Origin of the sequence: Ornithobacterium rhinotracheale DSM 15997 (genome assembly GCF_000265465.1) — a bacterium.
Taxonomy (GTDB): Bacteria; Bacteroidota; Bacteroidia; order Flavobacteriales; family Weeksellaceae; genus Ornithobacterium; species Ornithobacterium rhinotracheale.
Window position 1 is genome coordinate 1841732 of record NC_018016.1, and the last position, 24018, is coordinate 1865749.

The window sequence follows — 24018 nt, forward strand, 5'->3', positions numbered from 1 at the left end:
CCAAATATGTTCTATAAATGTTAGGAAGAAGACAATTACGCGCCAAGGCAATGCAAACCTTATATGCCTATTATCGAGGAAACGATGATGCAAGGAGTATAGAAATTAATATGGTGAAAGGGGTAAGAGAAATTGAAACCCTATACATGGTCTTGCTAGAGCTTACGCTAGCTATAAAAAATCAAGCCGAACAAAAAATTGAAATAGGTCTTAGTAAAAACTTTCCTACGCCAGAGGAAGCAAATCCAAACCGAAGATTTGTTCAAAATCCGATTTTTAAGGTATTGGAAGTTAATCTACAATTGATTGAGTTTCGCGAAGATCACAAAGAATTCAACTGGGATGTGGAAGATGTGTATCCTAAAAGAATTTTTCGCCAGTTTATAGAATCAGAGGAGTATAAAAACTACATGGCACAGGAGGAAGTGAGCTTTAAAGATCATAGTAAGATCGCTTGTGTTTTGTTCGAGAAATTTATAGCTCCAAGCGAGGAGGTAGCCTCATTCTTAGAAGATAAAAAACTAAACTGGTCAAATGATTTAGCCGTGGCTAATACAATGGTGCTTAATACATTGAGATCATTTACAGCCAAGAGTGATGAAAATACACATTTATTGAAGTTATTGCTTGATGAGTCTCATTTAGATTTCACAAGAGAATTGGTAAGACAAAGTCTTCGTTACGAGGGAGAGCTTACGCAAATTATAGAAGAAACGGCAAGCAATTGGGAGCTAGATCGTATGGCATTGCTAGATCGTATTATGCTCCAAATGGCTTTGGCGGAATTTTTGCACTTCCCAAGTATTCCTACCAAGGTTACGATTAACGAATATGTGGAAATTGCTAAAAACTATTCAACCTTGAATAGTGCCACATTTATCAATGGTATTTTGGATAAAGCTTCAAAGGATTTAAACGAAGCAGGCAGAATTAGAAAAAGTGCAAGAGGATTAATGTAAAAAAGATAAAAAATAAATTTAATTATGAAGAGAGTAAAAATAGTAGCTTTAGCATTGTTTGCCAGCTTAGCCGTAGTTTCTTGTAAAAAAGAAACTAAGCAAGAACAAGTGCTAGAGACTCAACCAGTAGAAAATACAGCCGTAGTGCAAGAGGAAGAACCTACAGTAGACCCTGCAACTGCACCTACTTTAGTTTTGGCACAAGAGGTTTACGATTTTGGAGATGTAAAAGCAGGCGAAACAGCTGAGCAGGTAATTACATTTAAAAATGAAGGAAAAGGACCTCTAATCATCAAAAAAGCACAAGCTTCTTGTGGTTGCACAGTTCCAGAATATGATCAAGAGCCAGTGCCAGTAGGAGGCGAAGGCAAGCTTACTGTGAAGTATAAAGCTCCTGAAGTGAACGGAAAGGTAACAAAAGAAGTAACGCTTACTACCAATACTGTAAAAGGTAGAGAAACATTTAAAATTACAGCTAATGTTGTTGGAGGAAAAGAAAGAGAAGTAGCTCCAGTAGCACCAGCACCAAATTTATAAAACAACTTAAAAAATAAAATTATGGGAGGAGACGGAATGATGTCTTTGGTATTTTTCGGATTAATGTTTGTAATCATGTATTTCTTCATGATTCGTCCGCAGGTACAAAAACAAAAAAGAGAAAGAAAGTTTCAAGAATCACTAGATAGAGGAGCCAGAATTGTTACAACCTCAGGAATCCATGGGAAAGTGGTAGAAATCAATGGAGATATTGTAACAGTAGAAACAGGCGCTGGAAAAATCAGATTTGAGAAAACAGCAATCTCTCAAGAATTGACAGCAGCTCGCTATGGAAACGCTGCGAAAGAGGAAGAGAAAAAATAAATTCAGAAATTTTCTAATTACTTACAATCCCTGTCCTTTTAAAGATAGGGATTTTTTATGCACTCTAGTAAAAATGAAAGCAATTAAAAGCACATTTACTCTGTGGGAAATGAAATTGTCCAATGTGCTTTCCTAATTAAAACAAATCGAAAAAGAAAATAATAATGATTAGTTCAGATCAAAATGTTTATAAACAAAAAAAAAGACCGCAACACATTGTTGCAGTCTTGTAGCCCATAGGAGAATCGAACTCCTGTTTCCAGGATGAAAACCTGATGTCCTAACCACTAGACGAATGGGCCAGATATTAATTCTTTAATTATAAAGAATTGATATGTTTAGCTAGTTTACTTTTTAAGTTCCCTGCTTTGTTTTTGTGGATAATGTTTCTTTTAGCCACTCTATCAATCATAGAAACTACTTGAGGTAATCTTTCTACAGCTTTCTCTTTATCAGTCTCAGCTCTTAGAGCTCTCACTGCGTTTCTCATAGTAGTGTGATAATATTTGTTACGCAATCTTCTAGTTTGCGTTTGTCTAATTCTTTTTAATGCAGACTTATGATTTGCCATAGATTGTCTTTTAATTTAATTCTTTATTTAATTCATTAAAAAAATTGTAGCCCATAGGAGAATCGAACTCCTGTTTCCAGGATGAAAACCTGATGTCCTAACCACTAGACGAATGGGCCATCAATTTGCATTTTGCAAGACTTAGCTTGCAAAATGGTTTGCAAATATAAAACTATTTTTTTTCTCTGCAAATTTTTCTTGAAAAAATATTTTGTCTTAATGAGAAATGACAGCTTTTCTGTTTTGCGGGTGCAAATGTAGAAATATTTTTTAAACTAAAAAATTTTTTCTTCAATAATTTTCTAGAAAATAATCGGTGTGCGGTTAAAGAGGATTAAACCTTGTTAAAAGATACTAAAATCAAGGGGCTTTTTTTGTTAAAAAAGATGCTTTTCCTAATTTTGAGCTCATTAAAAAAGAAAATTTTATGCCGAAAGCAAGTAATTATATAGTCTTACTGTTAGCAATTGTAACTCTCAGTTCCTGTGGAACTTCTAATAATTATTTATCTTCTCAATATAAAGAATCTAATAATACTAATAGTTTACCCGTTCAGTCTCGCGCTAAAAACTTATACGCGGTAAAAGTTTCTCTCAAGAAACCTAAAATTAATTACGACGATAAAATTACTCCTATAGTGGACACGAATCGTGCCAAAGTTTTAGAAAAGCTAGAGAATAATTCATTTACTTCTTATTTCGATCTCACAGTTAATAAATTAATCCACGAAGCAGAAACTTATTTAGGGACTCCTTATAGATTTGGTGGCACTACAAGAAGCGGTATCGATTGCTCAGCTTTTATGCAAAGAATTTATGAGGCAGAAGGGATTGAGCTTCCTAGAATTTCAAGCAGCCAAGCAAACATAGGAGTGCGAGTAACAAGAGATGAGTTGCAAAAAGGGGATTTGATTTTCTTTTCAACTACTTCTCGCTCAAGAGTTACGCATGTGGGAATGGTCTATGATGTGCAAGACGGGAAAGTGAGATTTATTCACGCATCAAGTTCAAAAGGAGTTACGGTTTCTGATTTAGATGAGAGCTATTGGAACAGCCGATACAGAACTGCTAGAAGAGTTGAGGAGTTTGCGACACCTCAATTGGTGAAAAACTCAGAGTTAAAAAATAAAGATATTTAAATCTTACTTTTTTGTTTGAAAAAAATATATAACTTCGTTTCGTGAATTATACGGAACGGAGTTTTTTTATGGCAACGCCTAAGATTTTATATAATAATTGTCAACCTAATCTATGGAAGAAAGAATTTCACAGACATTGCAACGAAAGATTTACATCATTGCATTTGTTTATTTTATAATTAATGCACTACAATCTTATTTTACTCCTTTGATTGATGATGAGGCTTACTACTGGGTTTGGTCTAAAGATTTAGATTGGGGCTTTTTTGATCACCCACCGATGATTGCCCTTTGGATTAAAATTGGATTCTTTTTCATTAAAAACGCATTAGGTGTGCGGTTGGTTTCTTGCTTGATGGGTGCTTTGGGCTTTATAGTTTTTACTAGCCTCGTTGATGTGCGTACCGAAAAGCAACTCAAATTATTTAGCATTATATTCTTTTCGTTTGTTTTGTTTCAGGTGTTTGGCTTCATTGCGACGCCAGATTCTCCTCTGTTGTTCTTTGGAATATTCTACTTGTATATGCTTAAGAAATTTACTGAACGCAGTACTTGGGGGAGGGCTTTTTTACTAGGTTTTTCTATGGCGGCGTTGATGTATAGCAAGTATCATTCAGCGTTTTTAATCATATTTACATTGATTCCATTTGTGCCTAAATTCATTAAAAATATCAAAGCCTATGCTGCGATTATTTTTGCTCTATTGTTGTATGTACCACATTTGTATTGGCAATACGCTCATGATTTTCAAACATTGGAGTACCATTTCTTTAGACGAAATGCAAATTTGAATTTTTACCTCACCGATCCATTGGAGTATTTGCTTAATGTTTTGGCGGTAGGTTCTCCATTTTTAATGTATTTCTTCCTAAAAGGCGTGGGAAAAGTAAAGAAAAACACTTATGTGTATTCTATGATTTTAGCGTTTTTTGCCGTGGTAGGATTCTTTATTTTTGCAAGTTTTAGAAGTTCGGTGCAGGCACAGTGGACTTTGATTGCCTATTTGCCCATGTGTTATTTGCTGTATCAATATGCGGTGCAAAATCCGTCTGAACAAAAATGGATTCAAAAATTAGGATTATTGACGATTTTTCTGCTGTTTTTAGGGCGAATTTATGTTGTGATTCCAGATCCCATTTTCAAAACTAAATACCATGGCTGGAAGGAGGCTATGATAGAGGCAGGTAAGAAAACGCACGGCATGGCAGCTTTTGATGCCTATCAAGAAGTTTCGTTGTTTAATTTTTATAATTACCCTAATAAGCAAGCAGCGATTTACCGAACCTTTGAAGGTCGCCCATCGCAATACACTATAACTGATAATGAACTGAATTTAAATCACAAAGACATTACTTTCTTTAATTACGATAAAAGTAAAAGTTCTACGCCAAACGATTCTTTGTATATAAATAGTAGCCGTCCGTTTTCGTATTTTCCAGTAGATATTAAAGATTTTATTTCGGTAAAAGATTTAAAAATTGATATTTTAGACTCAGAGATTAAAGACGGAAAATTATATTGTAAAATTAAAATCAGCGGGGCGGTAGATAGCGAAGTGAGCCCAGCATTAGGCTTTCAATTGAGATTTGTGGCGGTGAAAAAGCCATTGTCCTCCAAAGTGCTATACCAAGAAAATGTAGCATTTAAACCATTTGGAAAAAATCCTACAAACGAAATTCAAACAATAGAAATTCCTATACCTGAAAATTTTGAGCCCAAAGCTGAAAATGTGGGGTATTTAGGATTTAGTTATAAAAATTTAGACATAAAAAATCAATCAAATTACCTATATTTAGCCCGAGAAGAATGATTAAAGCAAGAAACATATATAAATATTACGGCGATTTGCAAGTCTTGAAAGGAGTAGACTTGGAGGTTGCTACTGCCGAGGTCGTTTCTATTGTGGGCGCGTCGGGAGCGGGGAAAACTACCCTTTTGCAGATTTTAGGAAGCTTGGACAAAGCATCTGAAACCGAGAAAAACCAAACAAGCATTCTGCTCGATGGGGTGGAAATTTCGGGAATGAATGACAAGGCTATTTCCAAATTCAGAAATGAAAACATTGGATTTATTTTTCAGTTTCATCAATTATTGCCCGAATTTTCTGCATTAGAAAATGTGTGCATGCCTGCGATGATTGCAGGGAAATCACTTAAAGAAGCTACGCCCAGAGCACTTGAGCTTTTATCTTTTTTTGGGCTAAAGGATCGCGCTACGCATAAGCCCCAGCAGCTTTCTGGCGGAGAGCAACAGCGTGTGGCGGTGGCGCGAGCATTGATGAACCAGCCCAAAGTGATTTTTGCCGATGAACCTTCGGGGAATTTGGATTCTAAAAATGCAGAAGAATTGCACCAATTGTTTTTTGATTTGAGAAACGAGTTTGGGCAAACCTTCGTGATTGTAACACACAACAAAGATTTAGCCGAAATGGCAGATCGCAAAATAGTGATGAAAGATGGCAACTTAGTATGATAAGTTCTAAAAGAAAAAAATGGTTTATCGGTGGAGGGATTTTGGCAATTCTTCTGCTGATAAGCGGTGGAGTTTACTCCTATTTTGATCGCGAAATCGAAGCGCAAATCAAAACTTTAATCAAAGAAAATTTGCCAGACAATATTCAGCTGGATTATAAAAAGCTGAATGTGAATTTGTTTACGGCATCGTTTAAAGTCGAGGAACCTAAGGTTTATCTTCGGGATAAAGGCATTCGTGTGAATATGGATGTGGCACGAGTAAGCGGCATTAATCTCTGGGAAATCGTGGTGAATGACCATATAGATGTCGGTAAAATAGACTTCCGTGGCGTGGATGCCGAAGTGAATCCCATGCAGCGAGACACTACTTTTGTGAAGAAGAAAACGCCAAAAGATAATTTAGAAATCTCTATCAGCAAGATTTTAATCAATATCAATTCGTTTAAAGTAATCAATCAAAAAGGACAGCAAAAGCTAGATTTAGAAAACTCCAATTTAGCATTGAGGAATTTAATGGTAAAGACCAATCCCGCTGATGAAGATGAATCTTTGAAATATGAAATCAATGATTTTGAGGTAGATAGTCTGCATGTGATGTTGAGCAAAACGCGAGAAGTGAGCATAGGGCATTTAAAGCTAGATAGCATCAGGGCTTTTGCGCAAAATGTGAATTTAGAATTGAAAGACCAAGGCGTGGCACTGGATTTAGGAGAATTAAATTTTCACAGAATTGGGCTAAATTCGATTTTAAGACAGGATACCATTCGCATAAAACGCATTGATTTGAAAAATGCTGCGGTGAAAATTACGCCATCAAAAGAAGCAGCCCCAAAAGTAGATTCTACCGAGCGAGAAAATAAAATGATCTGGGTAGAGCAATTCCGTGTGAAAAATTTAAGCCTAAATAAAATAGAAGAGGGGAGCAAATTAGCCACAAGCATTGGTGAGGCAGCGACTTATATTAAAGATATTAAAATCTTGACACAGCCAGAAGATGGGCAAAGAGGATTCTCATACCATTTGGTGGAGCTAAAGGCGAAAGACATTGTAAGTCCGTTTAAAACAGGATTGCACACGATGAAAATCGCCTCGCTCGACATGGATTCCACCAATATTGATATTAAAAAATTATCCATTCACCCAAATTATAGCCGATTGGAATTTCAAACACACATCAAGGAGCAAAAAGATGTGATAGATTTAGAAATTCCGAGTTTAAGCATACTTAATTATAAGTATGATAACGGGAATGATAAGCCGATGATTTATGCGGAAAAAGTTAGGTTAAATCAGCCAGATATTACGGTGTATCGCAACAAAGTTACGCCAGAGCAAACGCCACGAAAACCGCTATATTCCGAAATGCTTAGAAAAGCAAAATTTGGATTAGATATTCCAACTATTGACATTAAAAACGGAAAGGTAGTCTATGAGGAGCATATCGATTATCGCCAAAAACCTGGAAAAATATATTTTACCAATTTTAATGCGACAATCACTAATTTAAACAATACACAAGCATCTAATGATCAAGTTTTGATTGCTGTAAACACGCTTTTTATGGGGGCTCCGACCGAGGTGAATTGGGATTTTCATATCTTTAAACCAGCCGATCAGTTTACAATTTCAGGAACGGTAAAAAATCTAGATCCAGAACGCTTGGATACCTTTTTTGTACACAATTTGAATGCGCAAATCAAGGGAACTGTAACTTGGGCAAAGTTTAATTTTAAAGGGAATGACAAAGGGGCTAAAGGATATATGAAGATGGATTTTAGCAACATCGAAGTGGATATTTTGACCAAGAAAACCAAGAAGAAAAAGAAATTCTGGAGCACGCTTGCTAATTGGCTAGTAAAAGACGATAGCAAAGAAAATGAGGGCAAAGAAAGCAAAATCATTGTGGTAGAGCGAAATCAGCAAAAATCCTTTTTTAACCTATTTTGGTTATGTTTAAAACAGGGATTAGTTGATAATTTGTTGTAAAAAAAAGAGAATTTTTTAAACCTCTTTTTCTTTATGTTCAATCTCGAAAGTGCAATGGTGAATGTTCTGATGGAGCATCTCGTGACGTAAATCATCTTTCAATTCTCTTTCGCATTCGCAACTTAAATCTTGATTTAGAAAAATATGTGCCGTCATGGCATTTTCTACCGAGCTAATCGCCCAAATGTGAATATGTTCCACATGGCTCACTTCTACAAATCCGTTCAATTTGTCTTCCACTTTTTCAAGGCTCACATTAGGCGGAATGCCGTCTAGGCTCATGCGTAAACTATCGCGTAGTAGGTGCCAAGTGCTGTAAATCACAATAATGGCAATCACGATACTTAAAACAGGATCTACCCAATACCAGCCAAAACTTAGCATCAAAAGCCCGCCCACGAGCACCGCTGCACTCACCAGCGCATCGCTCATTAGGTGCAAATAAGCACTTTTGATATTGATATCTCTGTGTTGGTCTTTCATAAAGAGCCAACCGGTAAAGGCATTGATGATAATTCCAATACCAGCGATAATCGCAATTGTTTTACCAGGAAGGGGCTCGGGATTGCTTAGTCTTTGGATTGCTTCTAAAATAACGGCTCCCATCGAGATTAAAAGCAAAATCGCATTGAAAAGAGCAATTAATATCGAAGATTTTCGGTAGCCGTAAGTATAATTTTTGACAGATTTTTTGGCTAAAAGTTTAAAGCCGATAAGCGATAAAAAAAGCGTGCTCACATCAGCAAGGTTGTGAATCGCATCGGAGATGAGCGAAGTAGAGCTTACATAAAAACCGAATCCAAATTCCAGTAATAAATAAGCTAAATTAAGCACAATCCCAATGATAAAAGCACGATTTACCTGCTTGGGATCAAATTCATGATGATGGTGGTGATGGTGTTCCATAACTTTGTTTGTATGGAGTTCAAAGGTAAGACAATCTAATAAAAAATGCTACATGCTTTTGCAAATAAGAAACATTTTCTATCTTTGCCTCCAATGAAACTGTCTGAGAACATAGCAATTGCTACCACTCAAAACTTTTTTGGTGAAAACTTACCAAAAACTTTGGCGGTCTTAGGAATTTGTGTACATACGTACATCAGCGAGACCGTAATATTTCAAAAATCTTTTAAATATGTAAGTTTACGAGCTTTTTCTTTTTTAGGGAAAGCCGTGAAATCTTACAAATATTTTAGCTTTAAAAATCATAAAAATCTCTCTCGAAATGTTTCGGGAGGGGGGCTTTTTTGTGTCTAAATATCAATTAAAACAATAATAATTTTTTTAAAAACTAACATTTATGAAGAAAAGTATTTTACTTTTATTAGTCTTAGTGATGGGCGCTAGTCTTTACGCTCAGCAAGAGCAGGGAAGAGTTGGGATAAACACCACTTCTCCGAAAGCAACTTTAGACATTGGTAAAGAGGGCGTAGATGATGCCAAAGGGCTACTCGTGCCACGCCTTACGGCAGACGAGGTAAAGACTATGACCGATACTAACAAGGTAGGCGAAGACCAAAACTCTTTACTCCTTTATGTTACACAACCCTTTGCGGAAGCCAAAAACAAAACAGGCAAGTATGAGCTGATAGAACAAGCGGGCTACTACTATTACGATGCAAAATATAACGGAGGAATGTGGGTGCCTATTTTTGGGAATAGAAAAAATATTTATGAAATTACAGAAGAAACCTATCTATTACCCGAACATAATAATTCCTTTTTGTATGTAAAATCTGATGAAAATATAAATCTTCATGTATTAGGGGATGATTTGCATAAACTTCCTTTAGGATTTAATTGCGTAATAGTACAAGAAGGTAAAGGGCAAGTCTTTATCATTGGAGATAGGCTCAATATAAAAACAGCTCGAGGATATAAAACAAGAACCCAATACTCTGCTATTGGTGTTATTATAGACAAACCAAATAGTTTTACAATTACAGGAGATGCTGTTAATTAAAAGTTTTAAGTGACTATGAGAAATAGGAGTACAATCAAATTTAGTATAATCTTATCCCTTGTTTCATTATTCGTAAATGCACAAAATGTGGTAATGAAAGCATTGGATGCGCCTAATACAAAAACAATTATAGTATCTTATCAAAAAGATTTTAAGCGAGATAATTGTGAAGAAGGTTACGGAGAAACTGTAACTTACAGGAAAGATATAGTTTACAAAGTTTCAGAGTTTGCACTTCCAGAAGAAAAGAAAAAAGAAGAAAAGAGAGCACTTGAACAAGCAAAACAATTAGTAGAAAAGGAGGGACAAGATTTTGTGAATAATGTTGGTCAATGTCTAAAGACGGACATAGATCCTACGAGCCTATCTTTTGTTGCAATAAGAAATGTGTATGAAAGTATTCCAACTGTTTGTTCTGAGATTGTTACGGAAAAAGAAATTAAAGCTTATAGTAGTATAAGTCAGCAAGATGCTGAAGAGAAGGTAGATAAACTTGTAAAGCAATTTCAAGAAGAGCAAACAAATCATAGATCAGGAGGATGTTTGCGTCTTGCCCCTGAATTACTTTTAGCGAAATGCCAATTCACTTACGGAAGTAGTACTTATTTTGTAATGTATAATTACTTTAAGATATTTCCAGCTTATGTTAAAAGAGATGCTTATAATGATGTTATAGAGAGGGTATTTATGGGAGATGATTCTAAGGATCCTTATTACAACCCAAATTCGGATTATTATGATGAAGTGGGGAAGTCGTCAATGATTCAATGGTGTAGAGATAAAGTGGCAGAAGCAGGAGGGGAAATTATTACTTCTCCAGGAGGATTGAAAGTCTTTTTGAGTGGTTTCAGAGTTAATTATTTTGACGCACCTCTGAATCATGGTATATCTGAACTTTCAGAACAAGATAGGCAGGATCTTGATTATTTTAAAAATGACTTGTGGTGGTATTGGGGAATTAAATATTGGGAAGGTCAAATTCAGCATCATTACTTAGATTTTTATTCTAGTCCAGGTAGAGTGTGGACTGGACAAGGTTATGGATATGTTCAAGGAGATATAGCTCCTCCTGCGTGTCCAGTCTGCACAAGCGGGAATTAGTTTGGGGAAAAGTAAAAAAGTTTACCCCATAAAAAACAGAAAAAAATATGAAATATAAATTAATATAATAAACCAATCCGCAAAATCGTGGCGAGAAGAAGTGGTATGCCAATGCCGTAAACGCAGGGACTATCAGCCAGCGTGCCGTGGCTAAAAACATTGCCGAGAAATCCTCGCTCACGGCAGGAGACATCGCCAATGTAATCGAGAATTTATTAGAAGAAATGCCCAGGGTAAGAGCGTAAAGCTGGGCGAATTTGGTACTTTTCGCCTTTCGCTAAGCAGTGAGGGTGCTAAAAGCGAAAAAGATTTTAGCGCCTCTATGATTAAGTCGCCTAAAGTGATTTTCACGCCAGGGGTGGCACTTAAAAAGGCATTGACCGATGTTAAATTCGAGAAAGAATCATAGTATGGTAGTTCATACAAACAAACCTAACAGAGGCGTCAAAAGCCTCTGTTTTTTTATGTTTTTGCCTGAAAAAAAAGCATTGTTGTAACTCTCTGATAATAAATCTCTTTTAAGGGCGTAAATTTACGTACGCATCCAGCAAAATTTCTTGACGCCTCGCGATAAATTTCTAGGCGTCAAGAATTTTATTTTTATACTTAGGGGGGGCATTAGGTAAGTCTTTTCAATGCAAAGCTATTGACGTTTAGCTTAAAAAATAAAAGCTTTAATTTCCCGAAAATCAATTAAAAATTGTATTTTAGGCGGAGCAAAAATTTTTGATGAATGAAAGTAAGAAATGTCGTACTAGCAGCGTGTGCACTCACAGCCTGTGCTACGCCGCCTAAACAGATTAAGCAAGTGAAAGAGAATGTTTTAAAATACCCTACGACCAAAAAAGAAAATGTGAGTTATGAGCATTTTGGCGTAAAAGTGCAAGACCCCTACCGCTGGCTCGAGGACGATCGCTCGGCAGAAACAGCCGCTTGGGTGAAGGCTGAAAACGAAGTAACCAACGCGTATTTAGCCCAAATTCCGTTTAGAAATCAACTTAAAAAACAACTGACTGATTTATGGAATTATGAGAAAATTTCTGCCCCGTCGCGTCACGGCGATTGGTTGTATTTTTATAAAAACGACGGATTGCAAGCACAATCGGTGTTGTATCGCAAAAAAAGCGAAAATGCTAAATCCGAAGTTTTTTTAGACCCAAATAAATTTTCTAAAGACGGCACCACATCGCTTGCGGGCATTAGCTTTTCCAAAGACGGTTCGCTCGCAGCCTATCAAATCTCAGAAGGCGGTTCGGATTGGAGAAAAGTCATCGTGATAGATACCAATACCAAGCAACAGGTGGGAGATATTTTGGTTGATGTGAAATTCTCGGATCCTGCTTGGCTCGGCAATGAGGGCTTCTTTTATTCTTCGTACGATAAGCCACAAGGCAGCGAACTTTCGGCAAAGACCAATCAGCATAAATTGTATTTCCATAAATTGCACACGCCTCAAAAAACTGATGAATTGATTTTCGGCGGAGAAAAAACACCACGACGCTATATCAGTGCCAGCATTACCGAAGATCAGCGTTATTTAATCATTTCAGCGGCACAATCTACCAGTGGAAATGAACTTTATATTAAGGATTTACAAAATCCAAATGCTGAAATAATTACGGTTTTAAACGATTTTTCTACCGATACACGCGTAGTGAATAGTCAGGGAGATGAATTATTTATGCAGACCAATTACCAAGCACCAAACAATCGTTTGGTGAAAGCTAATATCAATAATTTAGCTAAAGAAAATTGGGTAAATGTTATTCCAGAAAAGCCAGAAGTGCTCAATGTTTCGTCGGTGGGCGGTTTTCTTTTTGCTCATTATTTAAAAGATGCCAACACGCAAGTTTTTCAGTATGATTATGATGGGCGACAAATTCGCCAAATCCAATTGCCAGGGCTAGGAACAGCGAGTGGCTTTGGAGGAAAAGATAGCGAAAAAACGACTTATTTCACATTTACCAATTATATCACGCCGCCCACTATTTATCAATACGATGTGATAAGTGGAGATTTCTCGGTATACGAAAAATCAAAAGTAAAATTCAATCCAGAAGATTATGTTTCTGAGCAGGTTTTCTATACTTCAAAAGATGGAACCAAAGTCCCAATGACTATTTTCTATAAAAAAGGATTGAATAAAAATGGTAAAAATCCAACTATTTTATATGGTTATGGTGGGTTTAATATTAGTTTGACACCGTCGTTTAGCGTTGCACGAGCCGTGTGGATTCAAAACGGTGGCGTATATGCCGTAGCAAATCTGCGCGGTGGTGGCGAATATGGAAAAGAATGGCATGATGCGGGAACCAAATTGCACAAAAAAAATGTTTTTAATGATTTTATTGCCGCCGCCCAATATTTGCACCAAAATAAATACACTTCGCCAGCCTATACCGCCATCGATGGTCGTTCCAATGGTGGATTGCTCGTAGGTGCAAGCGAAACTTTGCGTCCTGATTTATTTGGGGTGGCGTTGCCAGGCGTGGGCGTGCTCGATATGCTGCGCTACCACACCTTCACGGCGGGCGCGGGCTGGGCGTACGACTACGGAACTGCTGAAGACAGCAAAGAAATGTTTGAATATTTAAAATCATATTCGCCCGTGCACAATGTGAAAAAAGGCGTTTGCTACCCAGCAACACTCGTGCTCACAGGCGACCACGACGATAGAGTAGTGCCTTCGCACAGCTTTAAATTTGCTGCCGAGCTCCAAGCTAAACAATCTTGCGGCAAACCTACGCTCATCCGTATTGAGACCAATGCAGGGCACGGTGCAGGACGCTCCACCGAGCAAGTCGTGAGCGAATACACAGATGCTTATTCATTTGCTCTTTACCAAATGGGGGTGAAGCATTTGCCGTTTAGATAATACGAGGCAAGACGATAAATACAGAATCGCAGGAAAATTGATTTTCTTGCGATTTTTTTTGTAGATTTGTTCTTATATGAAAGTTTTTTTACAATTATTTATACTTGCAATCAGCTGTTTTTCTTGCATGTCTAATCTTAGACTAGAGAGAGGAACATATACAGAGAAAATAGATGGTTTAAATATTTATTATACGATTAAAGGAACTGGACCGATAATGTTAGTTGGTCACCCTAATTCTGGTAAGATTGGATACGAATTAACTCTAAAGCCATTAGAAGAAAGATTTACAATGGTATATTATGATCCTAGGGGGACGGGGAAGTCTGAAGCTCCTTTAAACCTTAGTGATTACTCTCCTGAAAATTCTGTTAAAGAAATAGAGCTTTTAAGAAAGAAACTTAATGTTAATAAAATTTGGTTGTTTGGGCATTCTGATCAATCAGCTATAGCCCTACAGTATGCTACAAAATATCCTGAACATATTTCTGGAATGATTTTAACTGGGACAAGTTACACAGGAACTCAGCAAGAATCTATGGATAGAAGAAGAGAGTCAGAAAATAAAAGAATTGCTGAATCTGAATGGTTTAAAAAAGTTATTCAAGATTGGGATTATATGATAGAAAATAAAACTAGTGTAGATGAAAAGGGTAACGATATTTCTAGTGCTCCCCTCAAATGGTGGACTTACAATGAAGAGTCTTTTCAAAAAGTGAATCCTATTGTAAAAGAAATTTCAAAAGTTGGAAGAAGAAAACCTATTAATGGGGAGTTTTACCAAGAAACTGATGAGGAAAGAAACAAATATCTAGAAGTCCAAAAGAGTTTTAAAGATATATCGGCAAAAACCTTAATTATAAATGGGAAATACGACACCAATAACCCCGTACAATATGTCCAAAAATTACATAATGTTATACCCAATTCTACATTAGTTACTATTGATAAATCAGGACATTTTCCGTGGATTGAAGCTAGTGAAGATACATTTAAAGAAATTAATAAATGGCTAAATGAGCTTAATAATAAGTAAGTTTAGCAATTTTTGTAATTAAAACTCTTCTAAAACTATTTCGTGCAATGGTTCTGGCCATTCCGAAGTGTTTTTGCGCATTCCTGAAAGGGGGGATTTCGCTGTTTCGGTAGATGGGCAATGGGTGCTAACGATGTGGGGCGCTACCGATTTTTTGAGGTGAACCCTGGCTTTTCTACCCTTTCCATTTATCAAGACGATTATTTAATTTTTCAAACAAGATTGCGTATAGAGCGTGGTGCCCGCATGGTGTTTGATTTCTTTACCAATCAAGGTTTGTATTTGCTAAGCAAAGAGCGTTTGTACAGCGATGAATACGGCTTTGGCGAGTGGGACAATATTTGGAACAATCCGTATAATCAAGGTGGAGGGGGCGTTTATCGCGAAAATCCAAATTTCAAACAATTTATGGACAAATTGAATCAAAATACATTTGATAGCAACAAGATGCAGTTTTTGCAATCCGTGGTACCGATGAATGTTTTTACTTCTTCGGAGATTAAGCAAATCCTTAGAACATTTAGTTTTGATAAGGATAGACTAAAAGCCGCCAAATTACTTTTTGATTATTGTATCGACAAGCAGAATTTCTACGAAGTGTACGATGTCTTTACCTTTGAATACTCCAAACGGGAATTGATGGATTATCTTTCCAAACTAAGGTAATTTTGTTAATTAATTAAATCGAGTTGTTAATAAATTTAGGTTTCTCAATGGTTTTTGTGGCTTTTTAAGTTAAAATAAGTTTGGCGTTAATTGTTTTTTCTTAACTTAGTCGTAAATTAAAATTAACCCAAAAAAAACGTTATGAGTTCAAGAGAAAACAAAAATTTATTATTAAGTGGAGTAGTATTCTTCTTAGTATTTCCTTTAGGTTATGAGTTAGTAAACAGATATTTATTTAATCAAGAAAATAGTCTCCAGGACTTGTTGATTTTATCTTTAGTTTCGACAATATTCTTTGTCGGGGTCTTGTATATTTGGAGTCAAAAAAGATTAAAGAAAGAGAGCAAATAGCTCTCTTTTTTATTTGAAAGATATTCAGTTTGTTTGTAGAATTTGCGTTGTTAGATTTTCCACAAAATACAAAAAAATATGTTTATAATCTATGAGGCTTGGCGTGTAGGTTTTCAATAAAATTCCTAACTTTACGCACATAAATTTTTTGTAATAAAATCAATTTAAAAATATGTCAACATTCGTAGTAGTCGGTCTTCAATGGGGCGACGAGGGAAAAGGGAAAATCACCGATGTTTTGTCGGCTAAGTCTGATTATGTAGTACGCTTCCAAGGCGGAAACAACGCAGGACACACCGTGTATGTGGGAGACAATAAATTTGTTTTGCAATTGTTGCCTTCTGGCGTGTTGCAATGTCGCGGAAAGTGTATTCTAGGCAACGGCGTAGTGGTGGATCCTAAAGCCTTTATGGGCGAAATTGCCAAAATCGAGGAAAAAAATATGCGCACAGATCATGTGTTCATTAGCCGCAGAGCGCATGTGATTATGCCATACCACATTTTGTATGATACCTACCGTGAAGAGGCGGCAGGGAAAAGCTCCATCGGGACAACCAAAAAGGGAATTGGCCCGTGCTATGAGGATAAAGTAGCTCGTGTGGGGGTGCGTATGATTGATTTGTTAAATCCAGAAATTTTAAGAGAAAAATTAAAGAAAAATATCGAAACCAAAAATGCAATTTTTGAAAAATTGTACAATAAACCAGGTTTGGATTTCGAAGAAGTGTACCAAGAATATCTTGCCATTGGAGAAAAATTAAAAGAACGCATCGTAGATACAGAACTTGAACTAAACCAAGCGATTGACCGTGGCGACAATGTGTTGTTTGAAGGAGCACAAGCCTTGATGCTAGACATTGATTTTGGTACTTATCCTTATGTAACTTCCTCTTCGCCTACTACGGGAGGTGTGTGCGTGGGAGCGGGCGTTCCGCCAACTAAATTGCAAAACCTTATCGGGGTGGCAAAAGCCTATTGTACCCGTGTAGGAAACGGACCATTTGTGAGTGAAGATTTCGGGGAAGCAGGAGCTACTATGGCAAGAGTAGGGCACGAGTTTGGTGCTGTGACAGGAAGACCAAGACGATGCGGATGGCTAGATTTAGTAGCACTTCGCCATGCCTGTATGATCAACGGAACCACGCATTTAGTGATTACAAAATTAGATGTTTTGCAAGGTTTTGATAAAATTAAAGTTTGTACCGCTTATGAAACCGAAGATGGCGAAATCATTGATTACTTTACATCTTCTACCACCAAATTGGCGCAGTACAAACCAGTTTATACCGAATTAGACGGATTCCACGAAGACATTACGCAAGCGCATAGCTTTGATGAATTGCCAGAAACCGCTCAAAAATATATTCACTTTATCGAGGAATATTTAGGCGTTGAGGTGTATTTAGTTTCAGTAGGACCAGAAAGAAGCCAAAATATCATTAGAAAAGAATTGTTTTAGGATTCCTATTTCTATTCATATTGGTAATGATTTATAAGATAGAAGAGTTACAATTATGGATCGAAGCAAGAGCATTGTTTAAAGACACTATTCCTTTTTTTGATTTCTAAAAACAAAAAGGAGAGTATGCCTTATTAGACCAGATGAAAAGGAGTTGTGGCTCCATAATGAATAATATAGCTGAAGGCTTTGAACGAAATGGTAATAGGGAATTTATTCAATATTTGAGCATCGCAAAAGGTTCCGCAGGCGAATTTAAATCACAATTGTACAGGTGTTATGATTTAAATTTTCTTTCTCAAAAGAATGCGGAACTTTATATTGCAAAAACAGACAATATCATAAATAACTTAGGCGGATTTATCAAATATTTGGATAATACCGAGAAAAAAGGAATCAAGTTTAAGAAAAATATAAATTAAAAATATGAATCTACATAAAGATAACTACGAAAACCCATTGGCGTCGCGTTATGCGTCTAAAGAAATGTTGTACAACTTTTCGCCCGATAAAAAATTTGGAACATGGCGCAAATTGTGGATAGCTTTAGCCGAAATTCAAAAAGAATTAGGCTTAGACATTAGTCAAGAACAAATCGACGAGCTTAAAGCACAAGCTGAAAATATAGATTACGAAAAAGCAGCGGAATACGAGAAAAAATTCCGTCATGATGTAATGGCACATGTCCACACCTTTGGAGATGCTGCACCGAAAGCCAAGGCGATTATTCATTTGGGGGCAACCTCTGCCTTTGTGGGTGATAATACCGATTTAATTCAAATTAAAGATGCGCTCGCCATCGTGCGCGAGAAAATGGTGAATGTGATTGCTGGATTAAGCAAATTTGCTATGCAATATAAAGATTTGCCTACGCTTGGATTTACGCACTTTCAGCCAGCTCAGCTCACAACCGTAGGGAAGAGAGCCACTTTGTGGTTGCAGAGCGTTTTGTTAGATTTTGAAGAATTGGAATTTAGAATCGATACGCTTAGATTCCGTGGTGTGAAAGGGACGACAGGTACGGCAGCAAGTTTCAAAGAATTGTTCAATGATGATTATACTAAAATTAAAACTTTAGATAAAAAACTTTCTGAAAAATTTGGGTTTACACAAGTGCTTGGTGTAACAGGGCAAACTTACGATAGAAAAATCGATGCCGAAGTAATGGCACTTTTAAGCAATATTGCGCAATCTGCCCATAAATTCTCTACCGATTTACGCCTTTTGCAGAACTTAAAAGAGGTGGAAGAACCATTTGAAAAAAGCCAAATCGGTTCGTCGGCAATGGCATATAAACGCAACCCGATGCGTTGCGAGCGTATAGGAGCCTTGGCTAAATTTGTGATGACCGTTTCGCAAGGTTCTGGATTAGTGGCTGCTACTCAGTGGTTTGAGCGTACGCTGGATGATTCAGCCAATAAGCGATTGACGATTCCACAAGCATTCTTGGCAATAGATTCTATTTTAGGAATTTGGATTAATATTTTAGATGGCTTAGTGGTGTATCCGAAAATGATTGCTAAACGCATCAACGAGGAATTGCCTTTCATGGCAACTGAATACATGATTATGGAAGGAGTGAAAAATGGAGGCGATCGTCAAGATTTGCATGAAATCATCCGTGAGCATTCTATGGAGGCAGCCAAACAAGTGAAAATGGAAGGAAAGCCAAATGATTTGGTGGAGCGTATTGTGAATGATGATAAATTCCCAATCGATAAAGCGAAACTACAAGAAGTGCTTGATCCTGCGAATTTCATAGGTTTTGCACCACAACAAACCGAGGATTTTATTGCAGAACACGCTCAGCCGATTTTAGATAAATATCAAGATTTAATCGGTATGAACTTTGAATTGAAAGTTTAATTTTTAAATTTATTTTTCATATAATTAAGAGCCCCCTCATGGGAGGCTTTTTATGTATAAAGGACTTAAACCATTGGTGATAAAAAATAAGAAAAGGTGCGAGTTTGAATGGGAGTATTCGCATCACCTCACGGAGGCGCCTCCGTCATCTTACGCGGGCGCCCCCATCAATTGATGGGGGCGCCCGCGTGAAAACACGCGAACGCCCGCGAGCTTGCTCGCGGGCGTTCGCATTGAAAGTGAATTACTTTTTGCTATATTTCTCGTATTTCACTAGCTTGAGCATCTTTCTAAGCTCTTCGCCAGGACGGAAGGTAACTTTGTTATTTTTAATCATAGAAGGGTTAAATTTCTCTGCAGTTTCAGCTCCTTCACTAGAAATAGTAATTTGAAAATTCCCAAAGTCTCCTAATTTCACAATTTCGCCATTAGACATATGCCTCACTGCTACTTTGATTAAATCGTTGAGAACTGCTAAGACATCTGTGTCTGATACGGTGGTAGAGCCACCAGCGATTTCTTGAGCAATCTCTTTAAGGTTAATCTCTCCGTCCGCTTTCGCATTAGCATAGAACTTAGCGGGTTCTTGTCTCTTTTGCGGATTCTTTCTTTCCGCTAAATTGTACTTTACTGCCATGTTTGATATTTATTAAATAATTACTAGGCACTAATGTATCGTTTTTCTAGCTTTTATGCAAATTAAAGTTTAGTCTAGAGTTAATTAAAAAAGCCGTTCTTTCGAACGGCTTTTGGGGTATTGGGCATGGGGTTGGTTATTCGTTTATGGGAGGGAATATAAACCCTTCTCCATTATCTTGGTTTACAAAAGCTGCACCACTTGGCATTTTTAAATCTTTTTGATTTTTAGACCAGTCCCAAATCATGCTTTCGTCTTCTATAATTTCCCCAGTTGTACGGTCAAGTTTTTTGCCGTTCATAGGGTAGTAAAGAAGAAGATTATCGTCGTCTGGATTTACCATTTTCCATACGTTATCTTTAATTTGTTGGTCAGTTCTAGCTGTTTTCCAGAATCTAAGTTCTCTGATTAATTCATTTGAACCACTAATCCAAAATCCAGTTAAGCCATATTTTCCAGTTCTGATTTCACGATTGGCTACTAATTGACCATTTACATAAACTTTTGTGAATTTTCCGTCATATACAAATGAAAGCATATACCATTTATTTGGTTCTGCAGATAATTTATCAGAAGGAATATCAATTTGAGAGGCTCCAGTTTTAATTTGTAATTGATTAGGTTTAATTGTAACATCCCCAAATCTAGTAAAAATTTCATCTAAAGCATCTGCATTTTTTACAGTTTTTGTACCTGCAATCGCCCTGTTGTTATATCTGTATTCCGAACGGTTAACCATGACCTCCATAGTCCATTGATCTACTTTAAAGTCATCAGAGAACATTTTACTATCTTCAGATCCACTTCCATTAATTTTTAAAGATTTGGTGATAATTTTTTGATTTAGTACTAATATAGCTTCAGATTGTCCTTTTATAACATCAGCACTTCCTCCTATGATTTTAATTGGAAGGGCATAATCCCCTTCTCTTGAGAATTTTAAATCTTTAAGTTGGATCGGTATGCTAGAAGTGATGTAGTTAGGTTTGATGCTAACACTACTTTTTGCATTGTACATGTCTTTTGGGAGCATGATATATGATGTCCCGTTTTCTTTATTATAGGCTTCTAGTTGCTTCTCATCTCCATATTCAATTGTGGCAAATGAATTTTTGTTTTCTTTGTTTACTAAATTAAGTTTCAATCCATCAATTGTTGAAGACGCACCTTCAGCAACGAAAGCTTGTAAGCTTTGTTGTGTGAAATAGATGCCTTGATGGCTAGCGAAATCCTCTGTAGGCTTGTTGTATAACTCGTCTTGACACCCATTTATCATTAAGAATGGGACTAGGAATAATATTATCTTTTTCATTTTTGTCTATTTTAATTTATTGAAAATTACCTTTGTACACTTGGTTTCCATAATATAAGGCTTTTCTTATCCATTTGTAAGGTGGATCGTTAGGATAGTCATATTCCATATGATAACTTCCAATACCTCCAATTCGTATATTTCCTGGTAAATCTAAAGTGGCATAATCGCAAAATTGAATACCTCCATCCATTGAATTTAATTCAGGCCTAGCTGAGCTTCTGTAATGTCTGATACCTCCCCATTGCCATGTTTGTTCGAATTCCACAGTGATGATAGTTTTTCTTTTCCAATTATCAAGATTTGGACGATTGATTTTACTGAGAACTTGACTTGTACTAGATTCCCAGTATGCCTGATAAATATAGTGATCTATCATTTTAGATGTTTCTGTAGATAATAAGTAAGGTTCACCATCCATTACGAGCATTTTTCCTTGAGGGTTTAGCCTTTTATATAATGTTTCTATGAAAATTTGCATAGGATGGTCACTCTCAATTATATTGCCATTTGCCATGTTGCCAGAATGTGTGTAGTTTGGCTCATAGTCAATATCAAATCCATCGAAGTTGTATTTTTCAATGGTGTCGCAAATAGCGTTTGCATAAGCTTTTACACCTTCTAAGAAGTTTCCGTTTCCTTTTTCGTTCACCCAAAAACTTTGTGGGTCTTTTCCTTCTGGAGTCAATTGATCTCCCAGATTTTGAACTATCCAGCAAAGTAGAGCTTTCCCGCCTTTAACTTCTTGAAAGAATTTTAAATCGTCCAAATGCTCTTTGGAAAAATTACCTTTTATTCCCCAAATAGAAACGAAATCTACGCTATCTGGAAGGGCTTTTAAGTAGTTTTGCGGGTTGGAGCCTTTACCTGTCCAGTTTCCAAACCACCCAAAACCTTTCACATGAGGTGTTTTTCTGTATTCTCTTAGTTCTTTGTAATAATCCCTCAAATGTGGAGGTAAATCTTCTTCAGATTTAGCTTCTAATAATGGGACTAATCGAGTTAAACCCTTTTCATTATCAAAAGTGGTTCTTTCGGTTTCATTCCAATCGCTACAGCTTGTAACAAAACCAGCGATAAATATCGATAATAATATTTTAGTTACTTTTTTCATTGTTTTAATTTTGTTGTTTTGGTCTATTATTTCTCACCCACCATAATTTAGTAGATCCTTGATCGTCTCCGCCAAGCAGAGCTGGTACTTCTCTCATACTAGGGTTTGATGTATATTCAGTTGGTGCATATGAGAATCTTTCTGGTGCATAACAATTGTTGCAGCCAATTCTTCCAGGAGCAGTTTGATCAAACGGTTTCATAATATATGGATAGCCAGTTCTTCTATATTCTGTCCATGCTTCTACTGCATTTGGATATAGCGCTAAATATTTTTGGGTTAATATTTTTTGTAAATGTTGTTCCGTTTCATCAACATTATCCCATATGTCGCTCCAATTAGGAGAAGTGTTGCCGGCAGCGAGGTTGAAGGAGTAAGGATCTGACCAAGTTCCAAATTTGTAACCTCTTGTTGTTAAATTTTTAGGTTTACTATTAGATGTTAGATATATTTCAACACCACTTGAAATATTATTTTCTTGGAAAGATGTTTTTACGCCTTGCTCATAAAGTGTTTGTGCATCTTCGCTTATTAAGCCATACAACGCAGCCTCAGCCTTTAAAAAATATGTTTCTGATGCTCGGTACCAATATAATGGAGAGTTTGCTTGGACTTTAGGTTTTGCTGCTGCAGTGATTGCATAATCAGTCTTGGGTAATTTATTTTCTGGAGCAATTCCGTTATATTCTCCTCTTGCAGGAGTAAAATAAACTTCTAGTCTAGGGTCTTTGTATCCTACCAAATAAGACCAAATTGTTGTGCCCATTCTAGTTTCCCCATATTCCTCTACAGAGGCAATCATCGAGTTTAATAAAGGTAATTTTGCAGAAGATCCTATTTTAGCTTCTTCGTCTGGAGATGTTATAACTCCACCGTTTGCAGGATTTAAAGCTTTGTCTATGTATTCTTGGGCGAGGGCGTTGTCTTTAAAATGAGATCTCACAGCCATTCTTAGCATTAAGGAGTTTGCAAATTTTACCCATTTTTTGGTGTCTCCATCGTAAATGATATCATAGTCTTTTAGTAGTTTACTTTGAACGTCTTTTAAGATTTCAACACTTTTAGAAAGATCTGCTAACATATGTTTGTAGACCTCTTCTTGTGAGTCAAGTTTTGGAGCAATATCTCCTTTTCCTGCATTTGAGTACACAATCGGACCGAAAACATCAGTCGCTCTTAACCATCCTGCAATTTTTACAATGTTTGCCAAGGCAAATACTTGTTGATCATACGGATCTTGTGAGTCTTTAGCTAAAACATTGATTTCTTGCCATTCTCTAAATAGATTTGAGTAGAAGTTCTTTTGAGCATAGCCCATTCTTCCTTCATTAAAATTCCAGTTAGCTTCTGTATTAAATCCCCAGTTGTTATTATTTCCGAAATAGCCGATGTAATTACCAGAAGAGATTAAATCTGTGTTTTGTAAATCGTTACCAGGTCCCGTTGTTTTATCTGGAGATCCAATTGGTATTACCAGTTGTTGCATTTTCATAAATGGAGCGCCATATGCTAGACCTCCTTGTTTGTATTCTTCATCTGTTACCCCGTAAACATCTGTATTGATGTCTTGAAAATCGGTACAAGCAGAGAAGAAAGCTAATATAGCTAATACTATTATATTTCGTTTCATTTGAATTTTATTTAAT

Annotated in this window: 21 protein-coding genes, 2 tRNA genes and 2 pseudogenes; 17 read left to right on the forward strand and 8 right to left on the reverse strand. The window is 36.6% G+C overall.

The window, feature by feature from the left end; genetic code table 11:
* Positions 1-17 precede the first annotated feature (17 nt).
* The 3 genes from nusB to yajC are packed head-to-tail and all read left to right on the forward strand — an operon-like array spanning position 18 to position 1820.
* Positions 18-959 (forward strand): transcription antitermination factor NusB, encoded by a 942-nt coding sequence (gene nusB / locus ORNRH_RS08825; protein ID WP_014791507.1) that lies wholly within the window; start codon positions 18-20, stop codon positions 957-959.
* A 24-nt stretch (positions 960-983) separates the two neighbouring features.
* The gene (locus ORNRH_RS08830) at positions 984-1496 is read left to right on the forward strand and encodes a DUF1573 domain-containing protein (RefSeq protein ID WP_014791508.1); all 513 of its coding nucleotides are present in this window, start codon (positions 984-986) and stop codon (positions 1494-1496) included.
* A 21-nt stretch (positions 1497-1517) separates the two neighbouring features.
* Complete coding sequence (gene yajC / locus ORNRH_RS08835; RefSeq protein ID WP_014791509.1) at positions 1518-1820, forward strand: preprotein translocase subunit YajC; 303 nt, start codon at positions 1518-1520, stop codon at positions 1818-1820.
* A gap of 230 nt (positions 1821-2050) precedes the next feature.
* On the opposite strand, the gene ORNRH_RS08840 is transcribed toward yajC, so the two are convergent.
* The 3 genes from ORNRH_RS08840 to ORNRH_RS08850 all read right to left on the reverse strand — a co-directional run bounded on the left by ORNRH_RS08840 (position 2051) and on the right by ORNRH_RS08850 (position 2510).
* A tRNA-Glu gene (locus ORNRH_RS08840) sits at positions 2051-2122 on the reverse strand.
* A gap of 17 nt (positions 2123-2139) precedes the next feature.
* Positions 2140-2391, reverse strand: a complete 252-nt coding sequence (gene rpsT / locus ORNRH_RS08845; protein WP_014791510.1) for a 30S ribosomal protein S20 — start codon at positions 2389-2391, stop codon at positions 2140-2142.
* Positions 2392-2438: 47 nt separating this feature from the next.
* Positions 2439-2510: transfer RNA gene (locus ORNRH_RS08850), tRNA-Glu, on the reverse strand.
* 308 nt (positions 2511-2818) lie between these two features.
* On the opposite strand from ORNRH_RS08850, the gene ORNRH_RS08855 reads away from it, so the two are divergent.
* The 4 genes from ORNRH_RS08855 (at position 2819) to ORNRH_RS08870 (ending at position 7989) form a co-directional block, all read left to right on the forward strand.
* Entirely contained in the window at positions 2819-3529 is a 711-nt protein-coding gene (locus ORNRH_RS08855; RefSeq protein WP_014791511.1) for a C40 family peptidase, read from the forward strand.
* Positions 3530-3641: 112 nt separating this feature from the next.
* Complete coding sequence (locus ORNRH_RS08860; RefSeq protein WP_014791512.1) at positions 3642-5339, forward strand: ArnT family glycosyltransferase; 1698 nt, start codon at positions 3642-3644, stop codon at positions 5337-5339.
* Positions 5336-6001 carry an ABC transporter ATP-binding protein gene (locus ORNRH_RS08865; RefSeq protein ID WP_014791513.1) on the forward strand — a complete coding sequence of 222 codons (666 nt, stop codon included), beginning with the start codon at positions 5336-5338 and terminating at the stop codon, positions 5999-6001. Before ORNRH_RS08860 ends, ORNRH_RS08865 begins: the two co-directional genes overlap by 4 nt.
* A complete protein-coding gene (locus tag ORNRH_RS08870; RefSeq protein WP_014791514.1) occupies positions 5998-7989 on the forward strand; it encodes a hypothetical protein in 1992 nt (663 codons plus the stop codon). The genes ORNRH_RS08865 and ORNRH_RS08870 overlap by 4 nt, the downstream gene beginning before the upstream one ends.
* Before the next feature lie 15 nt (positions 7990-8004).
* On the opposite strand, the gene ORNRH_RS08875 is transcribed toward ORNRH_RS08870, so the two are convergent.
* Complete coding sequence (locus ORNRH_RS08875) at positions 8005-8895, reverse strand: cation diffusion facilitator family transporter (protein ID WP_014791515.1); 891 nt, start codon at positions 8893-8895, stop codon at positions 8005-8007.
* Between the two features lie 397 nt (positions 8896-9292).
* Here ORNRH_RS08875 and ORNRH_RS08885 point away from each other — a divergent pair, with 397 nt between their 5' ends.
* The 10 genes and pseudogenes from ORNRH_RS08885 to purB all read left to right on the forward strand — a co-directional run bounded on the left by ORNRH_RS08885 (position 9293) and on the right by purB (position 19309).
* Positions 9293-9955, forward strand: coding sequence for a hypothetical protein (locus tag ORNRH_RS08885; protein WP_014791517.1), 663 nt, complete (start codon positions 9293-9295; stop codon positions 9953-9955).
* 93 nt (positions 9956-10048) lie between these two features.
* Entirely contained in the window at positions 10049-11056 is a 1008-nt protein-coding gene (locus tag ORNRH_RS08890) for a DUF5977 domain-containing protein (RefSeq protein WP_155814521.1), read from the forward strand.
* Positions 11057-11187: 131 nt separating this feature from the next.
* Positions 11188-11465, forward strand: a pseudogene (locus ORNRH_RS08895) (HU family DNA-binding protein).
* A 324-nt stretch (positions 11466-11789) separates the two neighbouring features.
* Complete coding sequence (locus tag ORNRH_RS08900; RefSeq protein ID WP_014791519.1) at positions 11790-13931, forward strand: prolyl oligopeptidase family serine peptidase; 2142 nt, start codon at positions 11790-11792, stop codon at positions 13929-13931.
* Positions 13932-14007: 76 nt separating this feature from the next.
* Positions 14008-14967, forward strand: a complete 960-nt coding sequence (locus ORNRH_RS08905; protein ID WP_036601921.1) for an alpha/beta fold hydrolase — start codon at positions 14008-14010, stop codon at positions 14965-14967.
* 120 nt (positions 14968-15087) lie between these two features.
* The gene (locus ORNRH_RS08910; RefSeq protein WP_014791521.1) at positions 15088-15633 is read left to right on the forward strand and encodes a DUF4476 domain-containing protein; all 546 of its coding nucleotides are present in this window, start codon (positions 15088-15090) and stop codon (positions 15631-15633) included.
* A 141-nt stretch (positions 15634-15774) separates the two neighbouring features.
* Positions 15775-15984, forward strand: a complete 210-nt coding sequence (locus tag ORNRH_RS12205) for a hypothetical protein (protein WP_014791522.1) — start codon at positions 15775-15777, stop codon at positions 15982-15984.
* Positions 15985-16156: 172 nt separating this feature from the next.
* Positions 16157-17443 carry an adenylosuccinate synthase gene (locus ORNRH_RS08915; RefSeq protein ID WP_014791523.1) on the forward strand — a complete coding sequence of 429 codons (1287 nt, stop codon included), beginning with the start codon at positions 16157-16159 and terminating at the stop codon, positions 17441-17443.
* Positions 17444-17571: 128 nt separating this feature from the next.
* A pseudogene (locus tag ORNRH_RS11690) lies at positions 17572-17865 on the forward strand (four helix bundle protein); the annotation flags it as partial.
* A gap of 4 nt (positions 17866-17869) precedes the next feature.
* The gene (purB, locus tag ORNRH_RS08925) at positions 17870-19309 is read left to right on the forward strand and encodes an adenylosuccinate lyase (RefSeq protein WP_014791524.1); all 1440 of its coding nucleotides are present in this window, start codon (positions 17870-17872) and stop codon (positions 19307-19309) included.
* Positions 19310-19553: 244 nt separating this feature from the next.
* On the opposite strand, the gene ORNRH_RS08930 is transcribed toward purB, so the two are convergent.
* The 4 genes from ORNRH_RS08930 to ORNRH_RS08945 all read right to left on the reverse strand — a co-directional run bounded on the left by ORNRH_RS08930 (position 19554) and on the right by ORNRH_RS08945 (position 24002).
* Positions 19554-19946 carry an HU family DNA-binding protein gene (locus ORNRH_RS08930; protein ID WP_014791525.1) on the reverse strand — a complete coding sequence of 131 codons (393 nt, stop codon included), beginning with the start codon at positions 19944-19946 and terminating at the stop codon, positions 19554-19556.
* A 136-nt stretch (positions 19947-20082) separates the two neighbouring features.
* Positions 20083-21222: a BT_3987 domain-containing protein gene (locus tag ORNRH_RS08935; protein WP_243925470.1), complete on the reverse strand. Its 1140-nt coding sequence runs from the start codon at positions 21220-21222 to the stop codon at positions 20083-20085.
* A 52-nt stretch (positions 21223-21274) separates the two neighbouring features.
* The gene (locus tag ORNRH_RS08940; RefSeq protein WP_014791527.1) at positions 21275-22372 is read right to left on the reverse strand and encodes an endo-beta-N-acetylglucosaminidase family protein; all 1098 of its coding nucleotides are present in this window, start codon (positions 22370-22372) and stop codon (positions 21275-21277) included.
* A 4-nt stretch (positions 22373-22376) separates the two neighbouring features.
* Positions 22377-24002 carry a SusD/RagB family nutrient-binding outer membrane lipoprotein gene (locus tag ORNRH_RS08945; protein ID WP_014791528.1) on the reverse strand — a complete coding sequence of 542 codons (1626 nt, stop codon included), beginning with the start codon at positions 24000-24002 and terminating at the stop codon, positions 22377-22379.
* Positions 24003-24018 lie beyond the last annotated feature (16 nt).